At 45.8% G+C, this 16,922-nt stretch carries 21 protein-coding genes; 15 read left to right on the forward strand and 6 right to left on the reverse strand.

Going from position 1 to position 16,922, the window contains the following annotated elements:
• A complete protein-coding gene (locus BCF55_RS00905) occupies nt 1-885 on the forward strand; it encodes a hypothetical protein (protein WP_121008887.1) in 885 nt (294 codons plus the stop codon).
• On the opposite strand, the gene BCF55_RS00910 is transcribed toward BCF55_RS00905, so the two are convergent.
• A complete protein-coding gene (locus BCF55_RS00910; protein ID WP_121008889.1) occupies nt 880-1,731 on the reverse strand; it encodes a UbiA-like polyprenyltransferase in 852 nt (283 codons plus the stop codon). The two genes, BCF55_RS00905 and BCF55_RS00910, sit on opposite strands and share 6 nt — an antisense overlap.
• A gap of 46 nt (nt 1,732-1,777) precedes the next feature.
• Here BCF55_RS00910 and BCF55_RS00915 point away from each other — a divergent pair, with 46 nt between their 5' ends.
• Nucleotides 1,778-2,335 (forward strand): Fe-S-containing hydro-lyase, encoded by a 558-nt coding sequence (locus BCF55_RS00915; protein ID WP_121008891.1) that lies wholly within the window; start codon nt 1,778-1,780, stop codon nt 2,333-2,335.
• Between the two features lie 28 nt (nt 2,336-2,363).
• Here BCF55_RS00915 and BCF55_RS00920 read toward each other — a convergent pair whose 3' ends face one another.
• Entirely contained in the window at nt 2,364-3,557 is a 1,194-nt protein-coding gene (locus tag BCF55_RS00920; protein ID WP_121008893.1) for a (Fe-S)-binding protein, read from the reverse strand.
• 57 nt (nt 3,558-3,614) lie between these two features.
• A complete protein-coding gene (locus BCF55_RS00925) occupies nt 3,615-4,547 on the reverse strand; it encodes a histone deacetylase family protein (RefSeq protein WP_121008895.1) in 933 nt (310 codons plus the stop codon).
• Nucleotides 4,548-4,564: 17 nt separating this feature from the next.
• On the opposite strand from BCF55_RS00925, the gene BCF55_RS00930 reads away from it, so the two are divergent.
• From BCF55_RS00930 to yajC, 7 genes are read left to right on the forward strand one after another with little or no spacing between them, the layout of a single operon-like run.
• On the forward strand, nt 4,565-4,978 hold the full coding sequence (locus BCF55_RS00930) for a thioredoxin family protein (RefSeq protein ID WP_121008897.1): 414 nt from the start codon (nt 4,565-4,567) through the stop codon (nt 4,976-4,978).
• A gap of 1 nt (nt 4,979) precedes the next feature.
• Nucleotides 4,980-5,498, forward strand: a complete 519-nt coding sequence (locus BCF55_RS00935) for a KdsC family phosphatase (RefSeq protein WP_121008899.1) — start codon at nt 4,980-4,982, stop codon at nt 5,496-5,498.
• Nucleotides 5,498-5,995: an LptA/OstA family protein gene (locus BCF55_RS00940; protein WP_121008902.1), complete on the forward strand. Its 498-nt coding sequence runs from the start codon at nt 5,498-5,500 to the stop codon at nt 5,993-5,995. The genes BCF55_RS00935 and BCF55_RS00940 overlap by 1 nt, the downstream gene beginning before the upstream one ends.
• Complete coding sequence (gene lptA / locus BCF55_RS00945; RefSeq protein ID WP_121008904.1) at nt 5,985-6,428, forward strand: lipopolysaccharide transport periplasmic protein LptA; 444 nt, start codon at nt 5,985-5,987, stop codon at nt 6,426-6,428. The genes BCF55_RS00940 and lptA overlap by 11 nt, the downstream gene beginning before the upstream one ends.
• Nucleotides 6,425-6,709 (forward strand): HU family DNA-binding protein, encoded by a 285-nt coding sequence (locus BCF55_RS00950; RefSeq protein ID WP_121008906.1) that lies wholly within the window; start codon nt 6,425-6,427, stop codon nt 6,707-6,709. Before lptA ends, BCF55_RS00950 begins: the two co-directional genes overlap by 4 nt.
• Nucleotides 6,706-7,743: a geranylgeranyl reductase family protein gene (locus BCF55_RS00955; protein ID WP_121008908.1), complete on the forward strand. Its 1,038-nt coding sequence runs from the start codon at nt 6,706-6,708 to the stop codon at nt 7,741-7,743. The genes BCF55_RS00950 and BCF55_RS00955 overlap by 4 nt, the downstream gene beginning before the upstream one ends.
• A gap of 2 nt (nt 7,744-7,745) precedes the next feature.
• Complete coding sequence (yajC, locus tag BCF55_RS00960) at nt 7,746-8,084, forward strand: preprotein translocase subunit YajC (RefSeq protein WP_121008910.1); 339 nt, start codon at nt 7,746-7,748, stop codon at nt 8,082-8,084.
• On the opposite strand, the gene BCF55_RS00965 is transcribed toward yajC, so the two are convergent.
• Nucleotides 8,079-9,044: an ATP-dependent 6-phosphofructokinase gene (locus tag BCF55_RS00965; protein WP_121008912.1), complete on the reverse strand. Its 966-nt coding sequence runs from the start codon at nt 9,042-9,044 to the stop codon at nt 8,079-8,081. The genes yajC and BCF55_RS00965 overlap by 6 nt on opposite strands.
• 19 nt (nt 9,045-9,063) lie before the next feature.
• Between BCF55_RS00965 and BCF55_RS00970 the strand changes: the two genes are divergently transcribed.
• On the forward strand, nt 9,064-9,783 hold the full coding sequence (locus BCF55_RS00970) for a tRNA pseudouridine synthase A (protein ID WP_121008914.1): 720 nt from the start codon (nt 9,064-9,066) through the stop codon (nt 9,781-9,783).
• On the opposite strand, the gene BCF55_RS09645 is transcribed toward BCF55_RS00970, so the two are convergent.
• Nucleotides 9,780-9,929 carry a hypothetical protein gene (locus BCF55_RS09645; protein WP_170144714.1) on the reverse strand — a complete coding sequence of 50 codons (150 nt, stop codon included), beginning with the start codon at nt 9,927-9,929 and terminating at the stop codon, nt 9,780-9,782. The two genes, BCF55_RS00970 and BCF55_RS09645, sit on opposite strands and share 4 nt — an antisense overlap.
• 130 nt (nt 9,930-10,059) lie before the next feature.
• On the opposite strand from BCF55_RS09645, the gene leuB reads away from it, so the two are divergent.
• Both leuB and BCF55_RS00980 read left to right on the forward strand, forming a co-directional pair.
• Nucleotides 10,060-11,145: a 3-isopropylmalate dehydrogenase gene (gene leuB / locus BCF55_RS00975; RefSeq protein ID WP_121008916.1), complete on the forward strand. Its 1,086-nt coding sequence runs from the start codon at nt 10,060-10,062 to the stop codon at nt 11,143-11,145.
• Nucleotides 11,142-12,638 carry a hypothetical protein gene (locus tag BCF55_RS00980; RefSeq protein WP_121008918.1) on the forward strand — a complete coding sequence of 499 codons (1,497 nt, stop codon included), beginning with the start codon at nt 11,142-11,144 and terminating at the stop codon, nt 12,636-12,638. Before leuB ends, BCF55_RS00980 begins: the two co-directional genes overlap by 4 nt.
• A 5-nt stretch (nt 12,639-12,643) precedes the next feature.
• Here the strand turns inward: BCF55_RS00980 and lon are convergent, their stop codons facing one another.
• Nucleotides 12,644-15,007, reverse strand: a complete 2,364-nt coding sequence (gene lon, locus BCF55_RS00985) for an endopeptidase La (RefSeq protein ID WP_121008920.1) — start codon at nt 15,005-15,007, stop codon at nt 12,644-12,646.
• Between the two features lie 53 nt (nt 15,008-15,060).
• On the opposite strand from lon, the gene thiS reads away from it, so the two are divergent.
• The 3 genes from thiS (at nt 15,061) to BCF55_RS01000 (ending at nt 16,920) form a co-directional block, all read left to right on the forward strand.
• Nucleotides 15,061-15,270, forward strand: a complete 210-nt coding sequence (gene thiS / locus BCF55_RS00990) for a sulfur carrier protein ThiS (RefSeq protein ID WP_121008922.1) — start codon at nt 15,061-15,063, stop codon at nt 15,268-15,270.
• A gap of 6 nt (nt 15,271-15,276) precedes the next feature.
• Nucleotides 15,277-16,011 (forward strand): sulfite exporter TauE/SafE family protein, encoded by a 735-nt coding sequence (locus BCF55_RS00995; RefSeq protein WP_121008924.1) that lies wholly within the window; start codon nt 15,277-15,279, stop codon nt 16,009-16,011.
• Nucleotides 16,012-16,116: 105 nt separating this feature from the next.
• A complete protein-coding gene (locus BCF55_RS01000; protein WP_121008926.1) occupies nt 16,117-16,920 on the forward strand; it encodes a thiazole synthase in 804 nt (267 codons plus the stop codon).
• The last annotated feature ends 2 nt before the right edge of the window (nt 16,921-16,922 follow it).

Below are 16,922 nucleotides of genomic sequence, written 5' to 3' on the forward strand. Positions count from 1 at the left end.
ATGGATGACAGACTGGAGCGAGTTGTACTTCTTATAGAGCATTACCTGGAACAGATCTTCGGCTCTATCAGGGTGTATAGGGAGGACAGGGAGTTTTTGATACCCTGGGGTTCAACGGTTATAAATGCTGAAGTTCTTTTAGAGGGTGAGGAGACCATAGTACACATATATTCTCCGGTAGCCCTAAGAGTAAAACCTGACAAAGACCTGATGAAATTTCTCCTTATGGAAAATGGTTCTCTGAACATGTGCTCCTTTTCTATAGAGCTGGAAAAGGGATTTGTGGACATAATTCTGGGAGTGCGATTGAAGTTTGACTTCCTTAACAAGGACCTCCTTGCCTACCTGACTATAAGCGTGGGAAACCTGGCAAACGAGTACTGTAAGGAGATAATAGCTGTGTTTGGAGGTATATCCTTCAAGGAATATGTTGAGAGAGAAAAGCTTGAAAAGAAACCTTTCGGAGAGGAAAAGGTATTACATGACATATTTGAAATGAACGGACTCAAGCTTAGCCTTGAACTCTTCAGGGGACCGGAAGAGGATACTTATATAATTGTTGGGAGGATACTGGATACGGGTCAGGTTTTCCTGAGGGCTGAGAGGAAGAGGGATATACAGGAGGTCTTTGAATTCCTTGAAAAACTTAAGGGCTACCTGTTGAAGAAGGATATAACCTCCCTTAAAAAGAGTTTAAGGCATTATGAGGTTGAAGAGCATTACCTTTACAGTATACTTGCAGGAAAAGAGAAGGACAGAATTAAAAGGTTAAAGGAGATAGAGAAGGAGATACAGTTGCTGACAGGCATGCTAATGAAGGGGGAGATATCCCAAGAGGAGTACAGAAAGCGTATCTCAGATATAGAGCGTAGAATGGGTCTATGAAATGTAGTCAAGAAGTACAACTATAAAAAAAACCACGCTTACGTATCCGTTTACGGTGAAAAAAGCCTTGTTGACCTTTGATAGGTCGTTGGGTTTTATCAGAGAATGCTCGTATAAGAGGAAGCCAGCCAGAAGCAAAAGCCCACCCATGTATATTACGCCGAGCCTGTTATCATAGAAACCGAGCGATAGAAGGGATAGAAAGGTAATAAGGTGAAAGGTCCTTGCGAGCTTGAGGGCACCTTCTATACCAAACCGAACAGGAACAGATTTGAGACCATGCTCTTTGTCAAATTCATAGTCCTGCAGAGAGTAGAGTATATCAAATCCAGAAACCCAGAAAGCCATCGCTACACCCAGGATAAAAGCCTTGATAGATACTGATGCGTTGAGAGCAACGTCCACGGCGACAGGTATGAGGAAGTAAACTAAACCAAGTACCAAATGGGGGAAGTAGGTAAACCTCTTGGAGTAAGGGTAAAGCCAGAGAAGGAAAATCACCACTGGAGACAGCAGGAAGGCTAAGAAGTTTATAAAGACCGTACTGAGAACAAACACTCCTGCTGAAAAAGCTATGAGTCCTTTCACCTCTCCCCTTGATAAAACTCCAGATACGAGAGGCCAGCTCTGAGAGCGCGGGTTAAGGCGGTCGTAAGGTTCATCTACAAGTCTGTTGAAGGCCATGCCTAAAGTTCTGGCGCTTATTAGGGCTACCAGTATCCAGAAGAGTTTTCCCATAGTAGGAGCCTCTTTTGCAAGTAACAGGACGCTAGCAAGAGCGAAAGGTAAAGCGAACACGGTATGTTCAAATTTGACGAGTTCTGCATAGTGTTTAAGCTTTTCCATAGGACAAGGTATATTTTATCAACATAGCTCCTGTTATACTATTTGCATGGAGAAGAGGATTAAAACACCCCTTACTGACGATGTTATAGAACAGCTCAGGGTGGGAGATAAGGTTCTCATTACCGGCTACATATATACCGCAAGAGATGCAGCCCATAAGAGGATGGTTGAGGCTATAGAGAGGGGAGAAAAGCCACCCATAGACCTGAATGGTCAGGTTATCTATTACGTTGGACCTACACCCCCAAAACCGGGACAGGTTATAGGTTCGGCAGGTCCAACCACAGCTATAAGGATGGACAGGTACGTTGAACCCCTTCTCAAGCTTGGACTTAAAGGAATGATAGGAAAAGGCTACCGTTCTCCTCAGGTTAAGGAGCTACTCAAAAAGTACAAGGCTGTCTATTTTGCCGCTGTGGGGGGTGTTGCTACGCTCCTCCAGAAACACATAAAATCCTCTGAGCTGATAGCCTATGAGGACTTAGGTACGGAAGCTATAAGGAGATTGTACGTTGAAGACTTTCCGGTGATAGTTGCCAACGATATATATGGTGGAGACCTCTTTGAAGAGGGAAGGAAGAAGTACGCAAAGATAGAGCTTTGATGCTTTGTATATCGCCAAAGAATTGGAGTTAGTCTATCCTTTCCACAAGGTAATCAGCGAGATGCTTTATCTCCTGCCTGTTACCAAACTTCCTAACTCCATCCCTGAGTTGTAAAACACATCCTGGACAGGTTGTAAGCACGTAGTCCGCTTCAGTTGACTTGAAGTCTTCCATCTTCTCTCTTTGTACCTTCTCAGAAAGTTTAGGGTTCTTTATACTCCATAGACCGGCGAAACCACAACAGGACTGGGCTTTTTCAGCCTTCACCACCTCTGCGCCTTCAACCCTTTCCATTACTCCATAGAAAACCTGCGGATCTACCTTCATAGCTGTGTAAGAGTGGCAGGGAACATGGAAGGTAAGTTTCTCATTCGCTGTCTTGAACCTTTGGTTTTCACCCTCTTTAAATAGTAGCTCCGCAAAATCATAAACCTTCCAGTCCTTCCCGTAATCCTCTATAAGTGCTCCTCCGCAGGTAGGGCACGCAACCACTATGGCGTCAAAATCATACTTCTCCATCTCTCTCAGGTTATGCTCCTTTAACCTCTCAAAGGCTGAGGTGTTTCCGTGGTAAAGGTGGGGTGCACCACAGCACTTTATATCCTCCGGAACAACAACGGTGTAGCCCAGTCTGTTCATCAACTTTATAACGCTCTCTCCAGTTTTTCCATAAAAGACGTCTATCATGCAGCCGGTGAAGAAGAGAAGCCTTCCCTTTTCTTCTTGAGCTTTGAACGTCTTCCCCCTTATACCGAAAGGCTTACCGTAAGGTTTTGGCATAAACTTAACAGCACCTGTTGGTAGGGGGGTTTTTATCTCAGAGGGTAGGAAGGAGCTCAGTTTTCCTGCCGCTTTTATTACTTTTCTGCCCAAGTCCGATTGCATGAACTCAAGGCTCTTCAACCCTGCTTTAGATATTATGTCCCTGCCAAGCTCTTTTTCCTGAAGCTCTTTAGCCTGGACGAGTATCTCCTTATACTGGACATCGTTGGGACACACCCACTCACACCTTCTGCACATTGCACACTCATTCCATTGCTTGGCGATCTCCTCATTCAGAGGGACTTCTCCCTTAGCAACCATCTCCGCTAAAGCAAGCCTCCCTCTTGCGTAACTTCCTTCTTCACCATAGTAGGAAGGACACACTGACTTACACAGACCACATTTTACGCACTTTAAAACCAGGTCCTCCGGTATGATAAGCTTACGTTCCGTCTTCATAGGGCTAATAATCTAAGCATATGTAAACTTTTGTAGGTGATTAAGTTCACAATAACACTAAGCTGAAAGCATCTCCTCTATAGTAGCCACAACGCTTTCTCCCAGCGCCTTTAGGTTGTAACCTCCCTCAAGGGCAAACAGCGTGGGGGCTTTCAGTTCCTTTGCTGTCTTCAGTATGTTTCTAACTATGCTCCTAATACCTTTTGTGGAGACGTTCAAATAGGTCAACGGGTCGTCTGAGTGTAGGTCGTAGCCTGCAGAAACTAAGATGAAATCGGGAGAGAATTCTCCCATTACCTTGGGAAGAAGGTTTGAATAAACGGGCTCATAGTCAGAATCCCCAGCCCCTGCCGGCATGGGAACGTTCAAAGTGTAGCCTTCTCCTTTACCTGCACCCTTCTCCTTTGGGCTTCCTGTTCCGGGATAGAAGGGATACTCGTGGGTTGAGAAGTAAAAAACTGTATCATCCTCGTAAAAACTCCTCTGGGTTCCATTCCCGTGGTGGGCGTCAAAGTCAATTATAAAAACCTTTCCGACCTTTTTAATCTTTCTCAAATAGTGAGCTCCAATTGCTATGTTGTTAAAGATACAAAAACCCATCGCCTTCGCATACTCAGCGTGGTGGCCAGGTGGTCTTACAGCACAGAACACTGTTTCCACGTCCCCCTTAAGTATCCTGTCTATCCCCTCAAGGACCCCTCCAACGGCTGTCAGGGAAACATCGTAACTTTCCTCAATGGCGTAGGTGTCAGGGTCTAAAAAACCCCCACCGGATTTGCAAAAATCATGAATTTCTTGGATGTAATTGGGGTCGTGGTTCAGTGCCACCTCCTCCACCGTAGCTCTTCTGGGTTTTATATCAATTACCTCTTTCAAGAGTTGGACCTTCTCAAGGTGATTCATTATAGATATCAGCCTTTCCTTTCTTTCCGGGTGGTCAGGGTAGTCGTGGTTCAGGTAAATATCGTCATATACAAAACCCGTCTTCATAGGCTATATTTTAGTCTATGAAAGCTTTAAGCGTAGCACTCCTGTTTTTGTTGGTGGGTTTCCTCTGGGCGTCCCGCTGGTATCCGGACTTTAGAGAGGGTGTAAGCGTGGCAAAGGAGGAAGGGAAACTTGTTCTCGTTTATTTTTATGAGAACGGGTGCAGTTACTGCAAGTATATGGAGGAGGTTGTATTTATTGACCCAAAGGTAAGCTCTTTGATGGACAGGGCTTTTGTGGTTGTTCCTATAAATGTAGAGGATATACCTAGCTATCTTGATAGACGTTTCAGAGTTATAGGCACCCCAACCTTCTTCATATACGACCCTTATAAGGACGAGATAGTAATGCAGGTACTTGGACTTCAAGAGACAGAACAATTCCTTGGACTTCTTGACCGTGCCTGCACAAAGTTTGGCTCAAAGAGGTGTTGATTTGAGTCTTAGGCAGAAGGTTAGAAAGCTCAAGCTCTTACTCATGGATGTAGACGGGGTTCTAACTGATGGAAGGCTCTTCTACACCGAGGGGGGAGAGAGGATAAAAGTTTTTAACGTTCACGACGGGCTCGGGATAAAACTTCTCCAAAGAGCGGGGATAATGACAGGTGTTATATCCGGAAGGGAGTCAGAAGCTCTAAGGAACAGGCTATCAGAGCTTGGTATAGAGGAAGTCTTTATGGGAAGGACTGAAAAGGACAGGGTTCTAAACTACATAATGGAAAAACACGGACTCTCCACCGAAGAGGTAGGCTTCGTGGGTGATGACCTTGTAGACATACCTGTTATGAGAAGGGTGGTGTTTCCTGTGGCAGTTAAGAACGCTCCCCCTGTGGTTAAGGAAAACGCTGTTTACGTGACAAATGCAGAGGGCGGCAAGGGAGCTGTGAGAGAGGTATGTGACCTGATACTCAAGCTCACTGGTAAGGATAGGGCACTTATGAAAAAATATACCTGATGAAGTTCTTGCTTCTCCACGGTCTTTTTCTTGTATTTTCTTTTGGAGCCGTAGCTTACGTTTCCTTTCTTGAAGGTACTTCTAAAGTACAAACTCAAGAGAAGAGCCTTGCCCGTGATGTAAGCATAAGGGTCTTCGGAGAAGACGGTGAAGAGTGGAGGGTACAGGGTAGAGAGCTTGTTTCCTTTGGTCCTGAGCTATCCCTTTTAGACGTGCTCCTTAAATCCAAAGGCGGATATGAGGTGAAAGCAAACACGATAACCTTTCAGAGGGATAAGAATCTTGGGGTTTTGAAGGGTAACGTTGAGATAAGAGGAGAAGCCCTTTTCGTGAAAACGGAGAACGCTATTATAGATTTCAGTAAGAACCTACTCTATGGTGAGGGGGAGGTTCTTGTATGGAAAGAAAGCAACTTTATAGAAGGCAAAGGGTTTAAGGCTTATCTCAAGCCCTTGAAGGTTATAATAAGCGATGTGAGGACGAAGCATGAGATTTAACCTATTCTGCCTCCTCCTTCTTCTTATCTCTTTTCTTACCGTTTGGGCGCAACCCATAACCGGTGAGGCTAAGAATCTGGAATTCAAAAAGGACAGCATAGTATACAGGGGCAATGTGAAACTCACGAGAGGGGAGTCCGTGTTGCGGGCTGATGAAGTTGTTATATTTCTGGACGAGAAGGGAAAACCGGTAAAGATAACAGCTACCGGCAACGTAAGGTATTACGAACCTAAAAGGAGAGCCTTCTCTGAGTATGCAGAGTACGACCTGCGTAGCGATGTGATAATTCTGAGAGGTAAGGCAAGGGTTGAGGAAGATAAAAACATACTTGAGGCGGATGAGATAGTATATGATAGGAAAAAGGAAACCCTTCAGGCGAAAGGGGATAATAGCAGAGTAAGGACCATATACATTGAGGAGGAAAAGAAATGAAAAAATCAGACATAACCAGGGAGATAGCTGCAAAAAGGGGTATGTCTCAGAGGAAGGCACGTCTCATAGTGGATCAGGTGTTTCAGGTTATGGCTGAGGCTCTTGTTCGTGGTGAGAAGGTGGAGATAAGGGGGCTCGGTACCTTTAAGATAAAGAAGAAACCTTCCAGGTTCGTAAAGGACCCCAGAACTGGGGTTGAGATATTTGTTAAGGAGAAGTTTGTTCCTACCTTTAAGATGGGCAAACTCATCAAGAACCACCTAAATTCTGAAGATAAATGAGGTATGACGTCCTTGTAGTCGGTTGTGGACCGGGAGGAGCAACTGCCGCTTACACCCTTTCCCGTGAGGGTGCAAAGGTTTTAATTGTTGATATAAAGAGAGCTCCAGGTGTTCCAGTCCAATGTGCAGAGTTCGTACCGATTCAGCTCAGGCACAGGTTCCCTGAATTTTTCCCAGATGAAGTTGTCTCTCAGGCTGTTAAAGATATGGTTCACTTTACCCCATGGGGGGAACTGGTAAGGATGGGCTCGGAGGGATACGTCCTTTACAGGGACAGGTTTGACAGAAACATAGTGGAGCTTGCCTTGCAACATGGAGCTGAGCTCAGGCTAAGAACACAGTTCCTGGGTTTTGAAGATGGAAATGTTTGGCTTGAGCATATAGATGGTAGGGAAAGATACTCAGTTAAGGCTGACATAATTATAGGTGCCGATGGACCTCATTCAAAGACAGCTAAGTTGACTGGGGAACATACGCGCATGTTCCTGACCACAGCCCAGTTTACTCTTCCTTTGAAGCATAAGCTTCACGACCTGCTTATATACTTTCGCGAATACATACCCGGTGGTTACGGCTGGGTTTTTCCAAAAGGAGAACTGGCAAATGTCGGAGTGGGGATTGACCCAGATTATCCGATAAATGTGATGGAGAGTTTGAAGAGGTTTGTTGACGAACTGCTTTCGGAAGGTCTTGTAGAATATAGGATTCTGGGAAGGACGGGAGGCTGGATACCGGCTGAAGGAGTGAAAAAACCCATACGTGGTAAGGTTTTGTTGGTCGGAGACGCAGGTGGTTTCTGTCATCCAATCACTGGAGGGGGAATAGCCAACGCAGTTTACACTGGAGCTATGGCTGGAGAGGCAGTGCTTGAGGGAAGTATAGAGGACTATGAAGAGGAGGCTCTTGAAGTTTTTGGAAGTTCCCTTAATAGGGCAGCAGGAAAAAGGATAAAATATATGAAGTCCTGGGATAATCTCAGGTTTATAATCCCAAAGACATGGATAGCTTTTGAGGAGTATTGGAAGGAGGATTAGGAATGATAGACATAGCCTTTGCCCAGGGACAGGGACAGCCAAACCCAACCGGAGCCATACTCTTTCAGGTTCTTTTTCTCGTGGGGATATTCGCCATCTTTTACTTCCTTATAATAAGACCCCAGAAGAAGGAAAGAGAAAGGCACAGAAAATTTATAGAGAGCCTTAAGAAGGGGGATAAGGTTGTAACCTCAGCAGGTATATGGGGAACGGTAGCTGAGATAGGAGATAGAACGGTCACCCTGAAAGTAGACGCGAACACAAAGCTAACCTTTTCTAAGGAGGCTGTTATAGGCTACCAACCTGAGTACGAGAAGAAAAAGGAGGAGAAGGAATCATAAGTTCAACCTTCTGCTGAGCCTCAGGGCTTCCCAGTCTATTTCCTTGGGTTCGCCAGCCCTCTGGAAGTCCTCTATGTAGAACTTTCCCCTTTTGTAAGCTACAAAACCTTTTCTTTCCCCGGAAAGAAGTGCCTCAACGGCTACCTCTCCAAACTTCATGCCCATTATCCTGTCGGTGTGGGTAGGGCTTCCTCCTCTCTGTAAATGTCCGAGAACGGTGGCTCTTATTTCCCCATACCTGTTACCCACACTCTCAAATAAGAACTGTTTAAGCTCCTCCGCCTTTCCGTATCCCTCCGCCATCACTATTATGAAGTGGAGCTTGCCCATTTCCTTTGCCTTGATGATCTCTTCGGGAATTCTCTCCTTCGGAAATTTTTCTTCTGGAACTAGTATCAGCTCAGCACCTGTAGCCAGCCCAGCTTCAACCGCTATGAATCCCCTGTTTCTCCCCATCACTTCAACAACAAATATCCTTTCGTGGGAGCTTGCTGTATCCCTTATCTTGTCTATAGCATCAACGGCGTTCCTTAACGCTGTATCGTAGCCTATGCAGTACTCGGTACAACCTATGTCGTTGTCTATAGTGCAGGGTACACCTATAACAGGCAGTCCGCTCTCTTCAGCTATAATCTGCGCTCCTTTGAAAGTCCCCTCTCCTCCCAGGACTATCATGGCTTCTATCCCTGCTCGTTCTATATTCCTGTAAGCCGTCTCCCTGAATTCCAGGCTCTTGAACCTCTCTTCTCTACTGCTAAGAATAATAGTCCCACCCCTGTCAAGTATGCCTCCAACGTCCCTGCTGCTGAGATTCATAAAGTCACCCGCGATGAGTCCCCTGAATCCTCTTCTTATTCCTACAACTTCATGACCCAGGGAGCTTGCACTCCTGACCACAGACCTTATAACAGGGTTCATTCCAGGGGCGTCCCCGCCAGAGCAAAGTATACCGATTCTCATTATCTTAGAATTTTAAACCATGCCCAATTATATGCTCAGGCTTGCCTTTGTCGGAACGAATTACTCAGGTTGGCAGATACAGCCTTATGTCCCTACCGTCCAGGGGGTTTTGAAGGATAGCATAGAACGTATCATAAGGGAAGAGGTCAAACTTGTGGGGTGTTGCAGAACAGATGCCGGTGTTCACGCAGAGGACTATGTGGCAAACTTCAGGAGCAGTAAGGGAGTTGAATGTTTAAATGTACTTAGAGGTTTGAACTCTTTACTTCCCAAGGATATAGGTGTGTATGAGGTGAAGATCGTACCCGATGAGTTCAACGCAAGGTATTCGGTAAAGAGGAAGGTATACCTTTACAGAGTCTGGAATTCGGAGGTTAGAAATCCTTTCCTTTACCCTTTCTCCTGGCAGATACCCCGCAGACTTGATATTGACGCTCTTTATGAGGGTGTGCGGCTGATATCAGGACTGAAAGATTTCTCTGGATTTGCAAAGCTTGAAGGGGAAAAGAACACCCTTATACACCTTACCTCCGAGGTTGAGGTGAGAGGGGACCTTATACAGATCAGGTTCACCGCAAGCCACTTCTTACGCTATATGGTAAGGAGGCTCGTAGGTGCTCTGGTAAGGAGAGCGGAAGGGAAGCTCAGCAGTGGAGACCTAAAAAACTTTTTAGAGGGAAAGCATTGCCCTTATACCGCTCCTGCAAAGGGTCTTACCCTTGAGAGGGTGTATCTCTAATCCCTTTTTACCTCAGCTGGCTCCTTTTCCTCAACTTCCTTCTCTTCAAAGTCAGAGGGCTTTATGTCCTTAAGCTCCTCCTTTATTCTCTTACGCTCCTTGATTATAGCTTTGAGTTGTTCGTACTCCTCCATTGAGAAACACATATCACTCACCTCCTGCTTATTAAGTTCTTTCCTCTCTCAGGATTTCAAGGGCATTCCAATTATGGAACTTTTGCATTAAAGGCATTAAATTTAAAGCTTAAGCTTGCCGTATCCCGTATAATACTCTTTCATGCAGAGCTTCAGAATAGCAGTCCTCAAGGGAGATGGTATTGGACCTGAGATAGTTGATGCAACCCTAAGGGTGCTTGGCAAGGTTGAGGAGCTGTTCAACGTTAAGTTTGAATATAAAGAGGGGCTCATAGGTGGCATAGCCATTGATGAAACAGGAACACCGCTTCCAGACGAAACCCTGGAGCTGTGCAGGGACTCTGATGCAGTTCTCCTTGGTGCGGTTGGAGGACCAAAGTGGGACAACCTTCCCACTGACAAGAGACCTGAGAGAGGACTATTGAAGATAAGAAAGGAGCTTGACCTTTACGCTAACCTCAGACCTGCAAAGGTATGGGAGCCATTGATAGATGCTTCACCCCTAAAGCCGGAGGTGGTGAGAGGAACGGATATGCTCGTGGTAAGGGAACTTACCGGGGACGTTTACTACGGTGAACCGAGAGGAATATTTGAGGAAGGTGGGAAGAGAGTTGGTGTAAATACGATGAGGTATACAGAGGATGAGATAAGAAGGGTTGTAATAAAATCCTTTGAAATAGCGAGGAAGAGAAGGAAAAAGCTTACGAGTGTTGATAAGTCTAACGTCCTTGAGGTAAGTGGTCTTTGGAAGCAAGTGGTTGAAGAGGTTTCAAAGGATTATCCTGACGTTGAACTTGAACACCTGTATGTTGATAACTGTGCAATGCAGCTGGTAAGGAGACCAAGCTCTTTTGATGTAATTGTCACAGGGAATATCTTTGGGGACATTCTTTCTGATGAGGCTGGTGTTGTAGTGGGAAGTCTTGGGATGTTACCCTCTGCCAGTGTGGGGGATAAACACGCCCTCTATGAGCCTGTTCACGGCTCCGCTCCTGACATAGCTGGAAAGGGAGTAGCCAACCCGATAGCCACGATCCTCTCTGCCGCTATGATGCTCAAGTATTCCTTCGGAATGGATAAAGCTTCGGATTTGGTTGAGAAAGCGGTGGAGGAGACCCTTAATCAGGGTTACAGAACACCGGATATATACTCTCAGGGATACAATAGGGTAGGAACCCAGGAGATAACGGATAAAATAATTGAGAACATGGAGAGATATAAGACATGAAAAAGCTACTGTTTTTCGCACTTATCCTGGTCTCCCTAACTGTCTCAAAAGAGCTGGATGCTATAAAGGATTTCTTCAATAGGAAGGGATACGTGGTTGAAAAGCTTGGGAATAAAGTTATCCTTGACCTTGGAAAAGGTAAAGTTAATGTTGGTGAGGTCTTCACTGTCTTAAAAGAGGGAAGGGAGCTCGTACACCCCGTTACCGGAGAGGTTTTGGGAAAGGTAGAGGAAGAGGTGGGTAAGGTTAAGGTCAGTAGGGTAGAGGAGAAGTTCTCTGAGGCTGATATTCTGGAAGACAAAGGGATTGAAAAGGGTGACCCTGTGAAGCTCTATTATCAGAGCATATGCTACTTGGGGAGTGAAGAAGGCTTCTTTAAGGTGAGTTCTCTGGTTGGGAACCTCCAGAAGGGTGAAGCCTGCGATTACCTTGTAAGGGAGTTTGAGGAGGGCTACGGTATTGAGTATAAGGGCTTAGCTGTGGACTTTTACGAGAAGCCCAAGCCTAAAGTTATAGTTCAGCAAACCGAGAGAGTTCCAGAGGAGTTTAAGCTGCAGGCAAAGTTTTTGATAGCTTTACCGAGCCTTCCCCTCTCAGCGGATGCTTGCAGTTTCTTCGGAAGAGATTACGCTGCAGTTCTATTTGAGAACAGGTTGGTTATATATGAGCTCCTTGAAAAGGAGTTTGCCGAATACGCAAGTATGAACCTGCCCTCCGGTTATCCTGTATCCCTCCAGTGTATACCTACTTCCGAAGGGGATGACCTGATAGTCGTAAATCAGGTTGTCGGTTCCTCTGTTAACTCTTTCCTAGTGAGGATGGTAGGCGGAAGTCCTGTGATAGTTGCCAGGGACATACCTTTCTTCGTTTCGGTGCTTGACAAGGAGAGACCTAAGGATACCCTTGTAGGTCAAAAGTTTGATGGAAGAAATTTCTGGGGGGAGGTAAAAAGGCTTGAGATTTCAGGAAACGAGCTGATAGAGAAGGAAGCGTTCAAGGTTCCCTCTGGCTTCAGAATAGATTCTGCGGTTATGCTGGGTGACCTTCTTGTTTTCACCGATAGAGATGGGTACCTTAGGGTTTACAAAGGCGATGAACTCTTGCTCTCTGAGGAAAACTTCTCCGGCTCTTACACCGTTGCAAGTATGCCGGACGTTTACCAAGGGGAGAACAAGTACACCTTCAATACAAGGCACTTCATAACAGAGATAGCGGGAAAGAGGTACGTGGGAGTGGTTAAAAACGTGAGAAGCCCAATATACAAGTTCCTTGATGTAACCAAGTTTACCGAAGGGGAGCTTTTCCTTGTTCTTATTGATAAACGGGGTATAGCTAAGTTAAAACAGGTAACTGGGAAGAAGTTTGAGGAGGCTATTCAATCCGTTTTCAGGGCAAAAGGAGGAAGAACCTTCGTTATCACGGGCAGGACAGGAACCCTACCCGTCCAGAACAGGGGAGACGTATTTGAGATTGAGATAGAGAGTCTCCAATAAAGAACTCAAGAGCTGGAAACCTTACTTTCCACTAGGGCAAGCTTAAAGACTTCGTCCAGATGATTCACGAAGTGGAGCTCCATCTTCTCTCTCACGTATTCAGGGAGGTCTTCAATGACCTCATCCCTGTTTTTCTCAGGCAGTATAACTTCGTATATGCCAGCCCTCTTTGCAGCGAGTATCTTCTCCTTCAACCCGCCAACCGGCAGTACCCTTCCCCTCAAAGTAATCTCACCGGTCATGGCTATATCCATCCTCACTGGGGTGTTGGTAATGAGAGATATGAGTGCGGTTGCTATAGCGACCCCTGCGGAAGGTCCGTCCTTTGGAACAGCTCCTTCTGGGACGTGTATATGAATGTCTATGTTGGGGAATATGTCCGGGTCTATCCCGTAAGCCTCCGCGTTTGATTTTATATAAGATAGAGCCGCTTGAGCTGATTCCTTCATTATATCTCCAAGGGAGCCTGTCAGTAGTAGTCCTCCCTTACCCTTCATCTTGGTGGCTTCTATATACATAATCTCACCGCCGACCTCCGTCCATGCTAAACCGGTTGCTATACCCACAAGAGGCTCTCTCTCCCTTTCTGGCTTATACCTCGGAACACCGAGGAGTTTCCTTATGTCCTCCTTGGTAATCCTGAAGGGTCCAGACTCCCCTTTCAGTTTCTTAACGGCGATCTTTCTAAGTACGGAGGAAATCTGTCTCTGGAGGTTTCTTACACCAGCCTCACGGGTGTATCCCCTTATAATCTCAAGTATAGCCTCATCCTCAAAGTTTACCTCGCCCTCCTTTATGCCGTGCAAGGGTATAAGCTTTGGAAGAAGGTGTTTTTGAGCTATGAAGAGCTTTTCCTCTTCAGAGTACCCTGAGAGTTGTAGGAGCTCCATCCTGTCCAGCAGCGGTGTAGGAATTGTGTCCATCCTGTTTCCGGTGCATATGAATATCACTTCCGAAAGGTCAAAGGGAAGTCCTATATAAAGGTCGGTGAAGTTTTTGTTCTGTTCTGGGTCAAGAACCTCAAGGAGTGCCGCCGCAGGGTCTCCTTGGAAGGAGATGGCGAGCTTGTCTATTTCGTCAAGCATTATCAGGGGATTCTTCGTACCTGCTTGCTTTATAGCCTGGATTATTCTGCCCGGCATAGCACCCACGTAAGTTCTTCTGTGTCCCCTTATCTCAGCCTCATCCCTTATACCACCCAAGGCTATTCTCACGAACTTCCTGCCCAGAGCCTCCGCTATAGACCTTCCCAGGGAAGTTTTCCCAACTCCAGGAGGACCCACAAAGGCGAGTATCTGAGCGGAGGATTCCCCTCCTTCCGTCAGCTTCCTAACTGCAAGGTACTCTATTATTCTGTCCTTCACCTTTTCCAAGTTGTAATGGTCTCTATCAAGGATTTCCCTCGCTCTCTCAAGGTCGTAATTGTCTTCGGTCCTCTTGTTCCAAGGGAGCTCTATAACCCAATCAAGCCATGTTCTTATCACTCCCGCCTCTGCTGAGTCTGGGTGAAGCCGTTCAAGTCTCTTTATCTGCTTTTCAACCTCTTTCTTTATGGACTCCTCAAGCTGAAGCTCCCCAAGTTTTTTCCTGTATTCCTCTATCTCTGCTCTTCTCTCATCAGCCTCTCCAAGCTCTTCCTGTATAGCCCTTAACTGCTGTCTTAAGAAATACTCCCTCTGCTCCTTTTCTATCTGTTCCCTCGCCTGGGTGCTGATCTGCTGTTTTACCTCTAAGAGTCCAACCTCGTTGAGCAAGAATTGATGCACCTTCCTGAGTCTTTCTCTGGGGTCAAGGGTTTCAAGCACCTCCTGTGCTTCCCTTGATTTCATTTCAAGGATTGAAGCCATGAGGTCTGCAAGTCTGCCAGGTTCTTCAATTTCCCTTATTATCATTACCACGTCGGGGATCACCTGCTTTCCAAGGGATATCGCCTTGTCCAGGAGCTCTTTCACGGACTTCATCAAGGCTTTGTCTTCTATGGTTAGGTCCTTCTCTTCTATCTCCCTTTCCTCAACGGGTTCCACGAGGGCTACGTAGTGGTCATCTCTTAATTCAAGGCTTTTTAATATTCCCCTTTTTATCCCCTGAACCAGGACCTTTATCCTGTTCTCTTCAATTGGGACTACTCTTATTATGTGAGCTATCACGCCAACCTTGTGTATGTCCTCCTCTTTAGGTTCATCTATCTCTTTTTCCTTCTGTAAAGTGAGGAATATAAGTCTGTCTCTCTTGGAAGCTTCCTCTATAGCTTTTATGGAGAAGTTTCTGCCCACAAAGAGGGGAAGTACCATAGTTGGAAATATGACTATATCCCTCAAAGGCATTAAGGGATACTCCCTTGGTGTTTCTGGCACTTCGGGAACTTGCATTATATCGGGCGTCACTGGTATCCTCCTTTGGTTTAAGTATATTATATTTTCCTATGCCAAGGATCACCGTCAACGGCGAAGAGAAAGAAATAGAAAGGGAGCTAACGGTTATGGAACTCCTTCAGCTCATGGATGTAAAGTTTCGTGAAATCGGTCTTGCGGTGGCTATAAACGATGAGGTTGTCCCTAAGTCAGAGTACAGAAGCAGGAGGGTTAAGGAGGGAGACAGAATAGAAATAGTTCAGTTGGTCGGCGGAGGCTGATATTCTTTGGAAGATAGCCTGCTTATACTCCTGGCGTCTTTTCTAGCTGGGAGTATCAACGCTGTGGCTGGCGGTGGGACGCTTATAACCTTTCCTACTCTTGTGTTCTTGGGTTTTGACCCTGTATCCTCCAACATGACGAATACGGTAGCCCTCTGGGCTGGCTCTCTGACCGGGGCATACGGATTCAGACATAGGTTGAGGGAGCTCGGCAGTCTGGTCCTGCCTTTTTTCGTAGTTTCTACATTGGGAGCTATAGTTGGTGCTGTTTTACTCATAAAAACACCTTCAGAGACCTTTAAGGAGCTTGTTCCCTTTCTTATACTTTTTGCAGTTCTTTTGTTGTATCTCAATGAGTTTACAGGTAAAACCTTCAAAGGTATCGCTGTCTCATCAAGGTTTGCCCTCTTTCTTCAGTTCATCACCGGTATATACGGAAGTTACTTTGGTGCTGGCATAGGCATAATGATGCTTGCAAGTCTTGCCCTATCTGGGATTAACCATATACATACTGCCAACGCTCTGAAAAATCTTTTGGGGTTTAACATAAACCTCATAGGTTCTCTGTTTTTCGCCTTCAGCGGTAAAGTTGTTTGGTCTATCGTCCCAGTTATGGTGTTGGGTTTCGGTCTTGGAGGTTACTTTGGGGCGTACATTTCCCAGAGGGTGAAAGCTTCTCTGGTAAGAGCCTTTATCCTGCTGTGGGGTTTATCGGTGGGCTTGTTCCTGTTGTTGCGTTAAAATTCTTTAAAATGGGGTTCAGAGTAAGACCACTGGTGATAGCTACCTTTGACCTCGCAAGGTATGAGCCTAAATTAAATCTCTCAATAATCCGGAGGTGAAAAGATGACTGATTACGAAAGGCTTTTGCAGGACGACCATTTTGAAATAGCAGGAAGACGTTTTAAATCAAGGCTTATAATTGGGTCCGGTAAGTTCAAGAGTTTCCAGCAAAACAGGGAAGTCCTTGAAGCTTCGGGAGCAGAGATAATAACGGTCGCCGTCAGGAGGGTAAATATAACAGACCCAACAAAGGAGAACCTCCTTGATTACATAGACCCGAAGAAGTATCTGATACTGCCCAATACGGCAGGATGTTACACGGCTGAAGAGGCTATAAAGACAGCGATGTTAGCGAGGGAGGCTACGGGGATAAACTGGATAAAGCTGGAAGTCATCGGGGACCAGAAGACGTTGCTCCCGGATATGGAACAGACCTATGAAGCAGCGAAGGTGCTTGTTAAGGAAGGTTTCGTTGTCCTCCCTTACATCTTTGATGACCCTGTTTTTGCAAAGAAGTTTGAGGACGTAGGGTGTGCTGCTGTTATGCCCCTTGCAGCTCCGATAGGTTCAGGGCTTGGTCTTCAAAACCCTTACAATATAATGTTCATAAAGGAAGCTGTTTCCGTACCGGTTATAGTTGATGCTGGTATAGGCAGCGCCGCCGATATTCCACCTGTGATGGAGCTTGGGGTTGACGGGATACTAACCAACACCGCTCTCGCGGAAGCAAAGGACCCCATAAAGATGGCCGTGGCTATGAAGTACGCTACCATAGCCGGAAGGTTATCTTACCTTGCTGGGAGAATGCCCAAGAGGACTTACGCTGTTCCTTCTTCACCTACTAAAGGAGTTCCCTTCAAAGGGTAAAG

It is taken from the genome of Hydrogenivirga caldilitoris (genome assembly GCF_003664005.1).
Taxonomy (GTDB): Bacteria; Aquificota; Aquificia; order Aquificales; family Aquificaceae; genus Hydrogenivirga; species Hydrogenivirga caldilitoris.

Excerpts from the sequence above, each read along its gene's own strand:
- BCF55_RS00950 (WP_121008906.1), top strand. The coding sequence starts at position 6,425 with ATGAAAAAATCAGACATAACCAGGGAGATAGCTGCAAAAAGGGGTATG.
- BCF55_RS00925 (WP_121008895.1), bottom strand. The coding sequence starts at position 4,547 with ATGAAGACGGGTTTTGTATATGACGATATTTACCTGAACCACGACTAC.
- leuB (WP_121008916.1), top strand. The coding sequence starts at position 10,060 with ATGCAGAGCTTCAGAATAGCAGTCCTCAAGGGAGATGGTATTGGACCT.
- lptA (WP_121008904.1), top strand. The coding sequence starts at position 5,985 with ATGAGATTTAACCTATTCTGCCTCCTCCTTCTTCTTATCTCTTTTCTT.
- BCF55_RS09645 (WP_170144714.1), bottom strand. The coding sequence starts at position 9,929 with ATGTGTTTCTCAATGGAGGAGTACGAACAACTCAAAGCTATAATCAAG.
- BCF55_RS00965 (WP_121008912.1), bottom strand. The coding sequence starts at position 9,044 with ATGAGAATCGGTATACTTTGCTCTGGCGGGGACGCCCCTGGAATGAAC.
- thiS (WP_121008922.1), top strand. The coding sequence starts at position 15,061 with ATGCCAAGGATCACCGTCAACGGCGAAGAGAAAGAAATAGAAAGGGAG.
- BCF55_RS00905 (WP_121008887.1), top strand. The coding sequence starts at position 1 with ATGGATGACAGACTGGAGCGAGTTGTACTTCTTATAGAGCATTACCTG.
- BCF55_RS00930 (WP_121008897.1), top strand. The coding sequence starts at position 4,565 with ATGAAAGCTTTAAGCGTAGCACTCCTGTTTTTGTTGGTGGGTTTCCTC.
- BCF55_RS00910 (WP_121008889.1), bottom strand. The coding sequence starts at position 1,731 with ATGGAAAAGCTTAAACACTATGCAGAACTCGTCAAATTTGAACATACC.
- BCF55_RS00915 (WP_121008891.1), top strand. The coding sequence starts at position 1,778 with ATGGAGAAGAGGATTAAAACACCCCTTACTGACGATGTTATAGAACAG.
- BCF55_RS00955 (WP_121008908.1), top strand. The coding sequence starts at position 6,706 with ATGAGGTATGACGTCCTTGTAGTCGGTTGTGGACCGGGAGGAGCAACT.
- BCF55_RS01000 (WP_121008926.1), top strand. The coding sequence starts at position 16,117 with ATGACTGATTACGAAAGGCTTTTGCAGGACGACCATTTTGAAATAGCA.
- lon (WP_121008920.1), bottom strand. The coding sequence starts at position 15,007 with ATGCAAGTTCCCGAAGTGCCAGAAACACCAAGGGAGTATCCCTTAATG.
- yajC (WP_121008910.1), top strand. The coding sequence starts at position 7,746 with ATGATAGACATAGCCTTTGCCCAGGGACAGGGACAGCCAAACCCAACC.
- BCF55_RS00940 (WP_121008902.1), top strand. The coding sequence starts at position 5,498 with ATGAAGTTCTTGCTTCTCCACGGTCTTTTTCTTGTATTTTCTTTTGGA.
- BCF55_RS00920 (WP_121008893.1), bottom strand. The coding sequence starts at position 3,557 with ATGAAGACGGAACGTAAGCTTATCATACCGGAGGACCTGGTTTTAAAG.
- BCF55_RS00970 (WP_121008914.1), top strand. The coding sequence starts at position 9,064 with ATGCCCAATTATATGCTCAGGCTTGCCTTTGTCGGAACGAATTACTCA.
- BCF55_RS00980 (WP_121008918.1), top strand. The coding sequence starts at position 11,142 with ATGAAAAAGCTACTGTTTTTCGCACTTATCCTGGTCTCCCTAACTGTC.